The sequence below is a fragment of the Acinetobacter amyesii genome, assembly GCF_002018365.1.
GTDB classification, from domain to species: Bacteria; Pseudomonadota; Gammaproteobacteria; order Pseudomonadales; family Moraxellaceae; genus Acinetobacter; species Acinetobacter amyesii.
In genome coordinates this window covers 255,612-270,004 of the sequence record NZ_MVKX01000005.1, presented here as the reverse complement: position 1 = coordinate 270,004, position 14,393 = coordinate 255,612, and the positions used below count along the sequence as shown (strand labels likewise).

13 protein-coding genes are annotated in these 14,393 nt (G+C 39.8%); 11 read left to right on the top strand and 2 right to left on the bottom strand.

Annotation, left to right across the window (positions count from 1 at the left end; genetic code table 11):
- Nucleotides 1-9 precede the first annotated feature (9 nt).
- From dapF to B1202_RS09765, 4 genes are all read left to right on the top strand, one after another.
- Nucleotides 10-855: a diaminopimelate epimerase gene (gene dapF, locus B1202_RS09780; protein WP_078190408.1), complete on the top strand. Its 846-nt coding sequence runs from the start codon at nt 10-12 to the stop codon at nt 853-855.
- 99 nt (nt 856-954) lie between these two features.
- Nucleotides 955-1,557, top strand: a complete 603-nt coding sequence (locus tag B1202_RS09775; RefSeq protein WP_078190453.1) for an alpha/beta fold hydrolase — start codon at nt 955-957, stop codon at nt 1,555-1,557.
- A gap of 8 nt (nt 1,558-1,565) precedes the next feature.
- The gene (locus B1202_RS09770) at nt 1,566-2,495 is read left to right on the top strand and encodes a tyrosine recombinase XerC (protein ID WP_078190407.1); all 930 of its coding nucleotides are present in this window, start codon (nt 1,566-1,568) and stop codon (nt 2,493-2,495) included.
- Between the two features lie 280 nt (nt 2,496-2,775).
- Nucleotides 2,776-3,147, top strand: coding sequence for a hypothetical protein (locus tag B1202_RS09765; RefSeq protein ID WP_078190406.1), 372 nt, complete (start codon nt 2,776-2,778; stop codon nt 3,145-3,147).
- 465 nt (nt 3,148-3,612) lie between these two features.
- Here the strand turns inward: B1202_RS09765 and B1202_RS09760 are convergent, their stop codons facing one another.
- Nucleotides 3,613-4,107: an Lrp/AsnC family transcriptional regulator gene (locus tag B1202_RS09760; RefSeq protein WP_078190405.1), complete on the bottom strand. Its 495-nt coding sequence runs from the start codon at nt 4,105-4,107 to the stop codon at nt 3,613-3,615.
- A gap of 113 nt (nt 4,108-4,220) precedes the next feature.
- Here B1202_RS09760 and B1202_RS09755 point away from each other — a divergent pair, with 113 nt between their 5' ends.
- From B1202_RS09755 to B1202_RS09730, 6 genes are all read left to right on the top strand, one after another.
- On the top strand, nt 4,221-4,826 hold the full coding sequence (locus B1202_RS09755) for a LysE family translocator (RefSeq protein ID WP_078190404.1): 606 nt from the start codon (nt 4,221-4,223) through the stop codon (nt 4,824-4,826).
- Nucleotides 4,827-5,351: 525 nt separating this feature from the next.
- Nucleotides 5,352-6,104, top strand: coding sequence for an electron transfer flavoprotein subunit beta/FixA family protein (locus B1202_RS09750; RefSeq protein ID WP_078190403.1), 753 nt, complete (start codon nt 5,352-5,354; stop codon nt 6,102-6,104).
- A gap of 18 nt (nt 6,105-6,122) precedes the next feature.
- On the top strand, nt 6,123-7,055 hold the full coding sequence (locus tag B1202_RS09745; RefSeq protein ID WP_078190402.1) for an electron transfer flavoprotein subunit alpha/FixB family protein: 933 nt from the start codon (nt 6,123-6,125) through the stop codon (nt 7,053-7,055).
- A 462-nt stretch (nt 7,056-7,517) separates the two neighbouring features.
- On the top strand, nt 7,518-8,150 hold the full coding sequence (locus B1202_RS09740; RefSeq protein WP_143221595.1) for a hypothetical protein: 633 nt from the start codon (nt 7,518-7,520) through the stop codon (nt 8,148-8,150).
- 290 nt (nt 8,151-8,440) lie between these two features.
- Complete coding sequence (gene gyrA / locus B1202_RS09735) at nt 8,441-11,425, top strand: DNA gyrase subunit A (protein WP_078190401.1); 2,985 nt, start codon at nt 8,441-8,443, stop codon at nt 11,423-11,425.
- 73 nt (nt 11,426-11,498) lie between these two features.
- Nucleotides 11,499-11,942 carry a DUF3887 domain-containing protein gene (locus B1202_RS09730; protein ID WP_078190400.1) on the top strand — a complete coding sequence of 148 codons (444 nt, stop codon included), beginning with the start codon at nt 11,499-11,501 and terminating at the stop codon, nt 11,940-11,942.
- Nucleotides 11,943-12,010: 68 nt separating this feature from the next.
- On the opposite strand, the gene gltP is transcribed toward B1202_RS09730, so the two are convergent.
- On the bottom strand, nt 12,011-13,306 hold the full coding sequence (gltP, locus tag B1202_RS09725; protein ID WP_078190399.1) for a glutamate/aspartate:proton symporter GltP: 1,296 nt from the start codon (nt 13,304-13,306) through the stop codon (nt 12,011-12,013).
- A gap of 460 nt (nt 13,307-13,766) precedes the next feature.
- Here gltP and B1202_RS09720 point away from each other — a divergent pair, with 460 nt between their 5' ends.
- A complete protein-coding gene (locus B1202_RS09720) occupies nt 13,767-14,315 on the top strand; it encodes a hypothetical protein (protein WP_078190398.1) in 549 nt (182 codons plus the stop codon).
- Nucleotides 14,316-14,393 lie beyond the last annotated feature (78 nt).

Sequence of the window (14,393 nt, the reverse complement as noted above, 5' to 3'; positions counted from 1 at the left end):
AAATTCGAGATGTTATTAGAATTTACCAAAATGCATGGCCTTGGCAATGACTTTATGGTGGTTGATCTGATTAGCCAACGGGCTTATTTAGATACAGTGACGATTCAGCGTTTGGCCGACCGTCATTTTGGTATTGGTTTTGATCAGCTTTTGATTGTAGAACCACCTGATTTACCCAACGTCGATTTCAAATATCGTATTTTTAATGCGGATGGTTCGGAAGTTGAACAATGCGGTAATGGTGTACGTTGTTTTGCGCGCTTTGTGCATGAACGTAAATTGACCAGCAAAACCAAAATCAAAGTACAAACCAAGTCAGGTATCGTAGAGCCTGAATTAGGTGCGAATGGTTGGGTGCGCGTTAATATGGGTTATCCACGCTTTTTACCGCATGAAATTCCATTTATTGCGGAAGAGCCTGAAAACTTATACGACATTGCATTGGCGAATAATGAACAGCTCACCATTGATGTGGTGAGTATGGGTAATCCGCATGCAGTGACGATCGTTCCTGATGTCATTACCGCAGACGTCACTAAAATTGGTCCACAAGTCGAATCGCATGAGCGTTTTCCACAGCGAGTAAATGCTGGCTTTATGCAAATCGTCGATGAGAAACATGCACGCTTACGTGTATTTGAACGTGGTGTCGGTGAAACCATGGCCTGTGGTACAGGTGCTTGTGCAGCGGCAGTATCAGGTATGCGTCGTGGTTTATTAGCCAATTCAGTTGAAATTGAGTTGGCAGGTGGTAAGCTACAGATTGAGTGGCAAGAAGGTGGTGTAGTCTGGATGACTGGACCAACTGCAACAGTTTACGAAGGACGCTTAGATTTAAGCTACTTCCAAGGTTAAGTGGATATCACTGCACAAAAGGGCACTTTCATTTGAAGGTGCTTTTTTATGTCTGAAATTCCGCTATGCTATGAAAATGTATTGAAACACAAGTGCGTTATGACACAGCTGATCTTTTTACCAGGGGCATCTGGTAGTACTGATTTTTGGACACCATTGGCTGTAAAGATCCAAGATTATCCAGATCAGAAAATCGTCGCTTATCCTGCTTTTGCAAATGAGCAAGCCCATGATGATGTACAGGATTTTTCAAGTTTAAGCCGTTATGTGCTGGATCATATTCAGGACGAGTGCATTATTATTGCGCAGTCTATGGGTGGGATATTTGCCGTGCAGGCTGCGCTTGAAAAGCCCGAACAGGTAAAAGGGCTAGTATTGATTGCAACTTCTGGCGGTATCGATATGACTGCTTTTCAAGTTGAAGACTGGCGTACGGCGTATCAGCAGCAATATTTAGATTATCCAGACTGGTTTAGCACAGTAAAACTAGACTATGCCACGCAACTGGAAAATATTCGACAGCCAGTACTGCTGTTATGGGGGGATGCGGATTTCATCAGTCCTGTGGCTGTAGGTGAGTTTTTGCAGCAGCAATTAGCATCTTCTTCACTGCATGTGATTGCAGGCGGTGATCATCTCTTTGCCTCAAGTCATGCAGATATTTGTGCCGTGCATATTTCTGCATTTTTAAAGCAGTTTTAGGAGAGATAATGTCCAAGGTTTTTGATCCTCAAATTTTGCTTGGCATGTGGCTCAAAGAGCGCAAAATACAAAATCAGTCAGAACACACGCTACTGGCTTATGAGCGCGATGTCAGTGATTTTCTCCAATTTTGTACAATACGCAACTTGCCACTGCATGATGTTGAAAAGTCAGATCTGCGTGAATTTGTCGCTTATAAAGTTGAACAGTTTCAGCTCAGTCCAAGTAGTTTGCAGCGTATGTTGTCCTCCATTCGCCAATTTATGAAATGGGCAGAACAAGGGGATTATCTCAGTTTTAATCCCGCAGATGATTTTCAGCTCAAACGCCAATCACGTCCTTTACCAGGATTGGTTGATATTGAAACCATTAAACAAATCATGGAACAGCCTGAGCCGGAAAGTGAAACTCAACGACAACTTTGGATACGTGATAAAGCGATTTTGGAACTGCTATATTCAAGTGGTTTACGTTTGGCAGAAGTGCAGGGCTTAACCATTCGAGATATTGATTTTAATCGCCAACTGTTACGTATTACGGGTAAAGGGAATAAAACCCGCATTGTACCTTTTGGTTCTAAAGCCAAAGAGGCTGTGATGCATTGGTTGCAATTATATCCTGCATGGCATGGTGATTTTGTCCCAGAAGCTCAAGTTTTTATCACCCAAAAAGGTAATCCACTCGGGGTAAGACAAATAGAAAATCGAGTTAAATTTCAAGCTCAACGTGCAGGTGTAAATGTCGATTTACATCCGCACTTATTGCGTCATTGCTTCGCCAGTCATATGTTGTCCAATAGCGGTGACTTGCGTGCTGTTCAAGAAATGTTGGGGCATAGTAATTTAACCACCACGCAAATTTATACCCATGTGGATTTTGATCGATTGGCACAAGTTTATGATCAGGCCCATCCACGGGCGCAGCATAAAGATTCGTAACAATTGCAAATACGACTTTGGCTCGTAGTGGTCTAAATATTGCTTAAATTTATAGGCTAGATTTCACATTTTGCATCCTAAAGTGGTCTGCTTCATGAAAGTTAAATAAGGATGTGAAAAAATATTGGTAAAATTGACCGACATTTTGAACTATTGTCGCATTATAAAAATTCAAATTATCGGGTATAAAAATTGTCCATTATTGAATTGACGTAAGTGCTGAAGTGAAATTCGCCATTTACTAAATTGCTGTACCGTTAAAAAATATATAGGCCATACCATGATTTCAGATATTCAAGAAAAATATGACCAGTTAAATGGTCAGCAAAAAGAAATTTTTGCAGGATACGGCTTACGCCAAATCAAACACTTCGTTGAAATTGGTTTGCCTGAAATAGAAGCAGTATTACCTGAAGGCTCACAGCTTCAAGGGATTAATGCGGATGGTAAAGTTCAGGCGTTTAATGCGGCGACGGGCCAATACTTTATTTGGATTTCGGATAAACAGTGGCAGCTGAGCAATAAAGCAACTGTAAAATTTGACAGCAAAGAAGATGCCCTCACCATTTGGCGTATTTTTGATTTGGCACAATATGAACTTATTGACCTAAGCCACATCCATCGTGACTTTTTGGAAAATCAGCCAGCCTAAACTATCCTGCAAATATACAACTCATGGGCTATCTTCATTGGATTTGAATGTTTAGCCCTTATATCACTCGCTCCATGACATGTTGAGATGCTTGTGAGCAGAGCGTTAGAGTGTTGATCTTCTTTGCATAGCTTAGTTGCCTAAACAAAAATTTCTAAATGCCAATCCGTTTCGCTGCTTAGTAATTCAATTCGTTTAGTTTTGATAGCGAGAGCCTGTCAATCCAATCAATGGTTTTCCTACTTGAGCAATTGAGCTCAAAGACCTCCTAGATATTTCCTATTCAATTGCTGCAAATGTGCCGCAAATCATTATTTTTCTTTGCTTAAAATATAAGGAAATACCGCATAGCTAGGTATTTGCATTCGAGGCTGTGAATAACTGCGTCACTACATTGCCAAGCGTGTAGTATCAGCTTCGTCGTTTCTGATGCTTGAGTTGCTCGTTGGTAGATCAATTGTGTGGTTATAAATCTTCTAACGGTAACTGGAAGCTTTGTTTGATGATTTGGCTTGGTAAATCAGTCTTTACACTGGTGATGCCATTTTTCTTGGTTAAGTGCGTAGACTGAAATTTGCGGTAACTTTCTAGGTCAGGCACCACTACTTTGAGCATTGCATCGCACTCACCCAAAATAATGTAGCACTCCATGACTTGAGGAAGTTCTTTCATCGCTTCGATAAAAGTATCGATGGTTTCAGCATCTTGCCCAGTTAACCAAATACGAGAGAATAGAATCAATTGAAAGCCAATTTTTTGTGGATCGACCACTGTGGTGTAATTCTGAATCACACCTGCCTCTTCGAGTAATTTGACCCGACGTAAACAAGAAGAAGGAGAGAGTCCGATTTCCTTGGCTAAGTCATTATTTTGCATACGACCATTATTTTGAAGTGCGCGAATGATATTTTTATCAATACGATCTAGTTTAACTAGAATTGACTTAGAAGATGTCTTCATAAAATAGAATATAATTCTAAAAATAATATCTATTATAGAATATTTGATATCCTATTTTAAAGCGATTCAAACATACTAATTTCACTTTCAGGACATAGAAAGGGAAAATTGAAATGTCTGTATTTGCTTTATTTGCCTTAACGGTAATTCCCCTTATTTTCACACCAGGACCCGATATGCTTTTTATCCTGTCACAAGTGATGGGTAAGGATGCAAAAGCAGGCATGATGGCAACAGTAGGTGTGTGTTCAGGTTACTTGGTTCACTCGATTTTGGTGGCATTGGGTATTGCTGCGATTATCGTGTCATTTCCACTACTCTTTGAAACAATCCGCTGGTTGGGGATTGCTTATCTTTTATATTTGGCGACGCATTTGCTACGTTCAGTATTTAGCAGTAAAAAATTAAGTATTGAGAAAAAGTCAGCGTCAAACCCGATTAAAAAAGGCTTTTTTACGGCTTTACTGAACCCGAAAGGTATGTTGATTTATTTTGCAATTTTGCCGCAATTTATCGATAAATCAGCGAATACCGTGAGCCAAGGCTTGATTTTGTCCTTCATTTTTATTGGGCTGATATTTGTGGTGTATTGTAGTTTGAGTGTGGTCTTTGCACGTATTACACAAAAAACTGAAATCGACGAACGCAAACAAAAGTGGATTGATGGTACATCAGGTGGTTTATTAGCTCTTGCTGCGACGTGGTTAATTGCCAATTAAAACGCAAATGTAAAATGGGCTAAATGCCTTAACTAAAACCTTCGTGAAAGCGGAGGTTTTTTTATATGTGCTGAATATCGACAGATATTAAGAATAAGAAAGGGAGAAAAACACGCCAATTAGCTTCAGAAAAGTGAAATCAGCGCTAAATTCATTATGCTTCTATCTTAAATGACAAGTTTAGATATGTTGCCGAATGTGTAGAGAGAAAGCTCTATTTAAGAAAGATTGATCGAAAATTGATATTAAATCAGATCTTTTGATGAGCTAAATCAAGTAAAAAAATAATAAAAATCAATGCTTAAAAAATAACTGAATAATGCGTTTTTTTGGATAACTGAAGCATTCTTTAAAAAATGTGAACGATAAGTTCAAGGAAATTACGCTTTTTTACAGGTCTTTCGATAATTGTGACTTGACCGAAATGCCGTACACATTGCAAGATAGGGCACCTAAAAAATTTAAAGTGAAGAGTTAATATAACTTTTCTCAACATTTACATTTGCTAAAACAGCCGAGGATTACATGAAGGCTCTTGTTGCTGTAAAACGTGTGGTTGATGCCAACGTTAAAGTTCGCGTTAAGCCGGACAACAGTGGTGTTGACTTAACGAACGTTAAAATGTCAATTAACCCATTCTGTGAAATCGCAGTGGAAGAAGCGGTTCGTTTAAAAGAAAAAGGAACTGTTTCAGAAATCGTTGTTGTTTCTATTGGTCCTAAAGAAGCTCAAGAACAAATCCGTTCTTCTATGGCGCTTGGTGCAGACCGCGGTATCCTTGTTGAAGCTGACGACAGCCAGTTAGGTGCACTTGAAGTTGCAAAAATCCTAAAAGGTGTTGTAGAAGCTGAACAACCTCAATTGATCCTTCTTGGTAAACAAGCAATTGATGACGACTCTAACCAAGTTGGTCAGATGCTTGGCGCGCTTTTAGGTGCTGGCCAAGGTACTTTCGCTTCAGAAGTTAAAGTTGAAGGCGACAAAGTACAAGTGACTCGTGAAATCGACGGTGGTTTACAAACTGTTGAACTTGCACTTCCTGCAATCATCACAACTGACTTACGTTTGAATGAGCCACGTTATGCTGCTCTTCCAAACATCATGAAAGCGCGTAAAAAACCGCTTGATATTAAGTCACCTGCTGATTATGGCGTTTCACCTGCGACTAAGCTTAAAACTGTTAAAGTTGAAGCTCCAGCAGAACGTAAAGCGGGCGTACAAGTGAAGTCTGTAGACGAGCTTGTAGACAAATTGAAAAACGAAGCGAAAGTGATCTAATACAGAAGGATAAAAATCATGAGTATTTTAGTTATCGCTGAGCACGACAACAAAGCACTAAATGGTGCAACTCTTAACGTTGTTGCTGCAGCGCAAAAAATCGGTGGTGATATCACTGTATTAGTAGCTGGTTCAGGCGCTCAAGCAGTTGCTGACCAAGCGGCTAAAGTAGCTGGTGTAAGCAAAGTATTGCTTGCTGACGACGCTGCTTATGCAAACCAATTGGCTGAAAACGTTGCTAAATTAGTTGCTTCTATCGGTGCGGGTTACACTCACATCCTTGCCGCTTCTACAACAACAGGTAAAAACGTTCTTCCACGTGCTGCTGCACTTTTAGACGTAAGCATGTTGAGTGACATCATTGCAGTTGAAAGCCCTAAAACTTTCAAACGTCCAATCTATGCAGGTAACGCGATTGCAACTGTAGAGTCTGGCGAGTCTGTTGTAGTTGCGACTGTTCGTGGTACTGCATTTGATGCTGTTGCAAGCGAGGGCGGTTCTGCTGCAGTTGAAGCTGTTGCTTCTACTGGTGATGCTGGTATTTCTAAGTTCGTTTCTGAAGAAATCGTGAAATCAGAACGTCCAGAATTAACAGCTGCACGTATTGTTGTTTCAGGTGGTCGTGGTGTTGGTTCAGGTGAAAACTATCACACTGTACTTGACCCATTAGCGGACAAGCTTGGTGCTGCTCAAGGTGCATCTCGTGCAGCAGTTGATGCTGGTTTCGTACCAAACGATATGCAAGTAGGTCAAACAGGTAAAATCGTTGCTCCTGACTTGTACATCGCAGTGGGTATCTCAGGTGCGATTCAGCACTTGGCAGGTATGAAAGAATCTAAAGTGATCGTTGCGATCAACAAAGACGAAGAAGCGCCAATTAACTCAGTAGCTGACTACTGGTTAGTAGGTGACTTGAACACTGTAGTTCCAGAATTAGTATCTAAAATCTAATTTCTGAACACAGTTCAAGACGCTCCTAAGCTTATGGCTTAGGGGCGTTTTTTATTGCGGAATGAATGGCGTTGTAGATATTCTTGATCATACCTAAAGGATTAGCCATGCATGAATTTACATAAATATGCATTGCATTTTTATTTTTCATATTTATGAGGGTACAGAATTTTTAATTTAGTACTTCAAAATTCATACGATGTGATTTCTTGTTGTCAGTATTAGGCACTACTGTAGCGTAAGCTAAACGTATGTTGAAACTTAAATGGTAAGTAAGCAGGAGCAATCGCTTGGTAATAGGATGGAAATTAATAAATTATAAAAAATACAAAGATTTAAAATAAAAAAATCAAGATCTATTCTTCAAGTTTGAATCTAAAACTTAAAGCAAGCTTAAAGGATTGTATATTTTGTGTTAACATTGCTATTTTATTGAACTTGCCCTTTAGGCGGAGTCTCCCTTTGAAATTTGATTTTCAGTTACCAGTCAGTGTATTGGTGCTGATGATCTGCTGTTTACTTTTTCCTGTTTTACAAAGTATCTCTTTTCCTTTATTTGATGGAATGACTGTTACAGCAGTTGAATCGGTCCAAGCATTGTTATTGCTGTTTTTTGCGATTTTTACTTTTTTCTATATTCGACCACTTGAAATGCAAGATGGAAAGAAACAATTTTGGTTGTGGGCTGTCGCATGGTGGTTGTTGCTATTTGGTCGTAGCATTAGCTGGGGGCGCGACTATTTTCCTGATGTGCCTAAACCGTATTTTCGTTTAATTTCGGTATTCATGATTGCACCTGTCGTCTTTATGCTGTTTTCGCCGTATTTACGCCAAGAAATTGCACTTAAGCTAAAAACCTTGGCTTTACCAATTTGGCCATTGGGCTTGGTGATATTGGGCTTACTGATTTCTGATGCAGTTGAGCATAGTCGAAGTCTTAGTTTTTTATTTTTGTACGATTTGGCTTATAAGGATTTCATTGAAGAAGTTTATGAATTTCCGCTTATTTTAGGTTTGTTCTTAACAGCATACCCATGGATGCAGCAGGATCATGTACCTCAAGAAATAGAGGTCATGCAATTTCATAAAGAGTGATTTTTATCACATTTATGCGTCTAAATTTGAAGCTTCGAAAAGATTTTTTTTGAACATTAAATAACCTCTATTCGTAGAGGTTTTTTTCACAGCAAATAAAATCAAAATGCTTAAAATAAATACAAAAAATCATGGTTCTAGTGCAAGATGATTGGCACAAAAATCAGGGTTTTTATGCTATACTGTTGGACTTGATTTTTGATATTGGTTCAGTGTTTTTTGAACTAATTTTTACAGATTTACGATATATAAATGCGGGCAGAATTCTGCTTGTATAACAAGGAGTATGCATGAGCGTATCGGAAATTAGACCGATTGCCATTGAGGATGAACTGAAGAGCTCATATCTCGATTATGCAATGAGCGTGATTGTGTCACGTGCGTTGCCAGATGTCCGAGATGGTCTCAAACCTGTTCACCGTCGTGTGCTTTTTGCAATGCACGAATTGGGCAATGACTACAACAAAGCTTACAAAAAGTCTGCCCGTGTAGTCGGTGACGTCATCGGTAAATATCACCCACATGGTGACTCAGCTGTATACGAAACTATTGTTCGTATGGCTCAAGATTTCAGCTTACGCTATCAATTGGTTGATGGTCAGGGTAACTTCGGTTCTGTCGATGGTGACAGTGCAGCAGCAATGCGTTATACCGAAGTTCGTATGCGTAAATTGACCCACGAACTTTTAGCGGATCTTGAGAAAGATACCGTAGAGTGGGAAGACAACTACGATGGTTCTGAACGTATTCCACAAGTCATGCCAACACGTGTGCCTAACTTGTTGATTAACGGTGTAGCTGGTATTGCTGTAGGTATGGCAACGAACATGGCTCCGCATAACATGACAGAAGTCATTAATGCATGTCTTGCTTATGCCAACGATCCGCACATCAGCATTGAAGGGTTAATGGAACACATTTCTGGTCCAGACTTCCCTACAGGCGGTATCATTTACGGTAAATCAGGCATTGTCGATGCGTACCGTACTGGTAAAGGTCGTTTGCATATCCGTGGTAAATATCACATTGAAGAAGACCAAAAATCGGGCCGCAGCACGATTGTCTTCACTGAAATTCCTTATCAAGTTAACAAAGCAAAAACCATTGAACGTATTGCTGAGTTGGTCAAAGAGAAAAAACTTGAAGGTATTTCTGAACTTCGTGATGAATCAGATAAAGAAGGGATGCGTATTGCAATTGACTTGAAGCGTGGTGAAAACGCTGAAGTGATTGTAAATAACCTATTCCAAAATACCCAATTAGAAAATTCATTCAGCATTAACATGGTCTGCCTCGATAATGGTCAGCCTAAGTTAATGAACTTGAAAGATATTATCGCTGCGTTTATCCGTCACCGTCAGGAAGTGGTTACACGCCGTACCATGTTCGAATTGCGTAAAGCACGTGAACGTGGACATATCTTAGAAGGTTTGACGGTTGCACTCGCAAATATCGATGCGATCATTGAAACCATCAAAACATCTGCAAACCCTAGCGAAGCACGTGAACGTTTACAAGCGGGCGAGTGGGCAGGCGGTGGTGTTGTTGCATTGCTTGAAAAAGCGGGTGCGGTATCTGTCCGTCCAGATGAAATTGAAGGCGAAGATCCAGCACGTCCATTTGGTTTAACAGGTGATATTTATCGTCTGTCTCCAACCCAAGTAGGTGCGATCTTAGAACTTCGTTTACATCGCTTAACTGGTCTAGAACAAGACAAGTTACAAGCTGAATATACAGAAATTCTAGGTCAAATTGCTGAATACACTGCAATTTTGAACGATTTCAACTTATTGATGAACGTGATTAAAGAAGAATTAGCTTTAATCCTTCAACAATATGGCGATGCACGTCGTACTGATATCGTGGAATCACGTATCGACTTCTCTCGTGAAGATTTAATCCCTGAAGAGCAAATGGTACTGACTGTTTCTAAATCAGGCTATGCAAAAACTCAACCATTGTCAGACTACGCTGCACAGCGTCGTGGTGGACGTGGTAAGTCTGCAACTTCAATGAAAGAAGACGATTACATCCAACATTTGATCGTGACTTCAAACCACGCAACAGTGCTTTGCTTTACCAATGTAGGTAAAGTTTATCGTCTGAAAGTATATGAAGTACCTCAAGCATCTCGTGGTGCGAAAGGTCGTCCGATGGTGAACTTATTGCCATTAGATGAAAACGAAACCATCACTGCTATTTTACCAGTGGTCGATGCGCCGAAGAAATTTAAAGAACGTTTGGCTGACTTTAAAGCATTTGTAAAAGCCAATAGTGCACAGCTACAAACCAATGAAGTGATTAATAGTCATTTTGCAGGCTTAGAAGCTGCACTTGCTGAGACTGAAGATGGTGCAGATGATTTATCTGATGCACTTCGTATTCAGTTGAAACAATTGGGTCTAGAGTTGTCTACGACTGATCTTGATGACGAAATCATCAATGACTTTGCACAGCAAGCGGAAGCCGTTCGTAAAAACTTCTACGTATTTATGGCAACAGAATACGGTACGATTAAACGTGTTGAGTTAGAACAATTCTCGAATGTTCGTTCAAACGGTCTACGTGCAATTGAGCTCAATGGTGATGACACCTTAATCGGTGTTGCCATTACCGACGGAGAACAACAAATCATGTTGTTCTCAAACGAAGGTAAAGCCATTCGTTTTGCAGAAACTGACGTGCGTTCAATGGGTCGTTCTGCCAAAGGTGTTCGTGGTATGCGCGTGACCATTGGTGCAGCAGCTCAAGCTGAAGACGCTGAGGATGCGGATGTAGAGTCTGATGATGAAGATAACTCTGATTCAGCTCTCATTAGTCGTATTGTGTCATTGGTGGTTGTACCTGAAACCGGTGAAGTACTTTGTGCTTCAGCTAATGGTTATGGTAAACGTACACCAGTAGATGACTTCCCAACTAAGAAACGTGGCGGTAAAGGTGTTATTGCAATCAAAACGTCTGAACGTAACGGTGAACTTGTTGGTGCGGTAGCGATTGATGCGTCTAAAGAGCTGATGTTAATTTCAGATGGTGGTACGCTGGTTCGTACACGTGCGTCTGAAGTGGCACAAACAGGTCGTAATGCTCAAGGTGTTCGTTTGATACGTTTAGGTGAAAGCGAGATCTTAGTCGGTGTTGTGGCGATCGAAGCAGTTGAAGAAGACGAAACTTTTGAAGAAGTGGAAGCAATCGAAACTGAGCAGCTTGTCGATGATTCAACGATTATTGATCAAAATGACAGTGAATCAGATCTCAATGAGCCTGAAGAAGACTAATTGAAGATTGAGAAAAGAGGGCGCTACGGCGTCCTTTTTTATAGACAGATAATTTTAGATTGATGAGTACAATATGAAATTAAAATATTTTGCAATGGCTTCACTTATTGGGCTTGGCGGCTGTGACCAAATTGGTCAAAAAGCCTTAAATGCAATCCCAGACCCAAGTGCTGAACAGACTGTAGTTGCCCAAGCTGCCTATGATCAGTTGCGTGAAGGCAATTTTGAAAAGCTGTACACCTACTTTGAACCAGAACTCAAAGCCAAGTTTGAACAGAATGAAAAAGAGCTGCGTAAATTTGCACGAGGCATTCCGAAACAAGATTACTCACGCAAAAATATAGTGGCTAAGCACATTGAAAAATCGACTGAAAAACCGTCTTTATATACGGTCACTTATGAGTACGGTTATACCAATAAAAACCTTGTACAGTATGATGTAAGTTTTGATAAACCCGCAGGAAGTAACAAAATTCGAGATTTTAATATTTCAGTTTTTGGCGAAAAAAATAAATAAAATTGGTGAAAGAATAAAACAAAGCTGTAAAAAAAGGACGCTGAAGCGTCCTTTTTTATGTCATAAAATTAAGCGGCATCTTTTAGATTAGCGGCATAATTTTTTTGTTTTTCAGTATCAAATTGGCCTTCCCATTTGCTGATCACCAGTACCGCAAGCGCGTTACCAATCACATTCAGTACAGTACGTGCCATATCTAAAATACGGTCAATACCCGCAATGAATGCCAGACCTTCAAGAGGAATACCGACACTGCCAAGAGTCGCCAGCAAGACCACGAAAGAAACGCCAGGTACACCTGCAATCCCTTTAGAGGTAATCATCAAGGTCAGTACCAGAATCACTTGTTGGGTGATTGTCAGATCGATCCCGTAAAGCTGAGCAATAAAGATAGCCGCGATACTTTGATATAGGGTCGAACCATCGAGGTTAAATGAATAGCCAATTGGAATCACGAAACTGGTAATCGGTTTCGGAGCACCATAAGCTTCCATTTTTTCCATAATACGGGGGAGGACAGTTTCAGAACTTGCAGTTGAATACGCGAGAATCAATTCATCTTTTAAGATCTTGATAATGGCCCAAACACTGAAGCCACAGAATTTAGCAACAGCACCTAATACAATGAAAATAAAGAAGAAGATTGCACCATAAACTAAAACTGCGAGTTTAAGCAGTGGCACAAGAGAGCTGAATCCGAAATTCGCAACAGTTGCAGCAATCAAGCCGAATACACCAATAGGTGCAAACATCATGATCATGTGCGTAACTTTAAACATCGTTTCAGAAACAGCGGTCAACACTTTAATTAAAGGTTGTTTTACTTCCTGATCAAGCGCACCTAAACCTACACCAAACATCACAGAGAAAAAGATGATTGGGAGCATTTGACCACTAGTCAAAGCTGCAAAAAAGTTAGATGGAATAAGTGAAAGTATTGTTTGAATCAAACCATGAGAATGTTCACTGACTTCATGTGTTGTTTCTTGATACTTTGAAATATCGACTTGCGTCAATGCAGACATATCAATGCCGGCACCAGGTTGGAATACGTTGGCTGCAACTAAACCGACTAAAATAGCAACAGTGGTAATGATTTCAAAATAAATAATCGTTTTGAAACCTAGTTTACCTAAGTTACTACCGTGACTTGTATTGGCAATACCTAAAATAAGCATCGACACAACAAGCGGAATAACGATCATCTTAATAAGGTTAATAAAAATTGAGCCCAAAGGAGTCAAAAAGTTATTAACTAAAGCATCACGATATTCAGGAGAATAGTGTAGGAAAGCACCAACAAGTATACCGAGAATGAGAGCAATCACGATTTGCCAGGCAAGGCTCACCTTAATCTTTTTCATACATCAGCTCTTATGTCAGATTTGGGAGAAAAAAGCCCACAGTCATCCACGAACAAATGTTGCAGACAGACTGAATCCGCCATGACAAAAAGTTCTGAATAATTTGGGAGATAAATACGACAATATTTTGCAGTTTATATGAGAATACAGCCAACGATTTTGATCAAAACCAAACTGTTTGATCGATAAATTATCATTTTAAGTTGTATAAGCGATTCGATTGTTAAGTTTAATTTATAAAACGAATAAAATTGAGTTATTAATAAACACTTCACAACATCTCTGATTTGCCTAGAAAGATCGAAAAACTAAATGTGAGCCTGTATTTTTCATTTTTATATAGAAGTTTGCTTTATACTTGTGAGGCAGATAAATCAGTGAAAATTCTATAAATCACACAGACCATCCGAACTAAATTTTAACGTTATATATTATTAATAATAACCAGAGGGCTTGTACGGTGTTGAAAAAATTAGTCGTCATCATCACTTTAATCTTACCTATAACGGCTTGTGAAAAAATCGGCGATTTCTTGATTGCAAAATTCGAATCAAGCCTACCAAGTGAGACAAGTTCACAGCGTGCGAAGTCAGAAAAATTATTCGTCGCGCTACACGAACCCAATCAAGACAGCTTTTTGGCATTGGTTGAAGAAAATGTTCGTGATGCGATGCTGGCAGATCCGGAGCTGTTCTCACGTATGAAAAAGCTGATTCCAGCAGGTCAACCTAGCGCTGAGGTGGAAGTGATTCAGCGAATGGCAAATACTCGGCTGGGAGAAGGTGAGACCACAACGATTGTGTATAAATATGATTATCCGCAAAAAGAACTGTATATGAGTGTGGTCTTTGCAGGTCATGATGGGGACGATAAAGTCAAAGGATTCTGGCTTGAAAACGCTGCAGAAAAAGAATCAGATGATTTGGTTACTGAGATCACCTCAGATGCAGATGATTTTAATATTCAAGTGGATGAAGCATCGACTGTGACGCCAACAGCATATAGTTAATAGGTGGCAGAAAGCATTTAAATTTGAGACATGATTAGATACAAAGCGTTCGAGTCTATGATGAATAGGTTTGAACGC

Excerpts from the sequence above, each read along its gene's own strand:
- dapF (WP_078190408.1), top strand. The coding sequence starts at position 10 with ATGTTATTAGAATTTACCAAAATGCATGGCCTTGGCAATGACTTTATG.
- B1202_RS09775 (WP_078190453.1), top strand. The coding sequence starts at position 955 with ATGACACAGCTGATCTTTTTACCAGGGGCATCTGGTAGTACTGATTTT.
- B1202_RS09770 (WP_078190407.1), top strand. The coding sequence starts at position 1,566 with ATGTCCAAGGTTTTTGATCCTCAAATTTTGCTTGGCATGTGGCTCAAA.
- B1202_RS09765 (WP_078190406.1), top strand. The coding sequence starts at position 2,776 with ATGATTTCAGATATTCAAGAAAAATATGACCAGTTAAATGGTCAGCAA.
- B1202_RS09760 (WP_078190405.1), bottom strand. The coding sequence starts at position 4,107 with ATGAAGACATCTTCTAAGTCAATTCTAGTTAAACTAGATCGTATTGAT.
- B1202_RS09755 (WP_078190404.1), top strand. The coding sequence starts at position 4,221 with ATGTCTGTATTTGCTTTATTTGCCTTAACGGTAATTCCCCTTATTTTC.
- B1202_RS09750 (WP_078190403.1), top strand. The coding sequence starts at position 5,352 with ATGAAGGCTCTTGTTGCTGTAAAACGTGTGGTTGATGCCAACGTTAAA.
- B1202_RS09745 (WP_078190402.1), top strand. The coding sequence starts at position 6,123 with ATGAGTATTTTAGTTATCGCTGAGCACGACAACAAAGCACTAAATGGT.
- gyrA (WP_078190401.1), top strand. The coding sequence starts at position 8,441 with ATGAGCGTATCGGAAATTAGACCGATTGCCATTGAGGATGAACTGAAG.
- B1202_RS09730 (WP_078190400.1), top strand. The coding sequence starts at position 11,499 with ATGAAATTAAAATATTTTGCAATGGCTTCACTTATTGGGCTTGGCGGC.
- gltP (WP_078190399.1), bottom strand. The coding sequence starts at position 13,306 with ATGAAAAAGATTAAGGTGAGCCTTGCCTGGCAAATCGTGATTGCTCTC.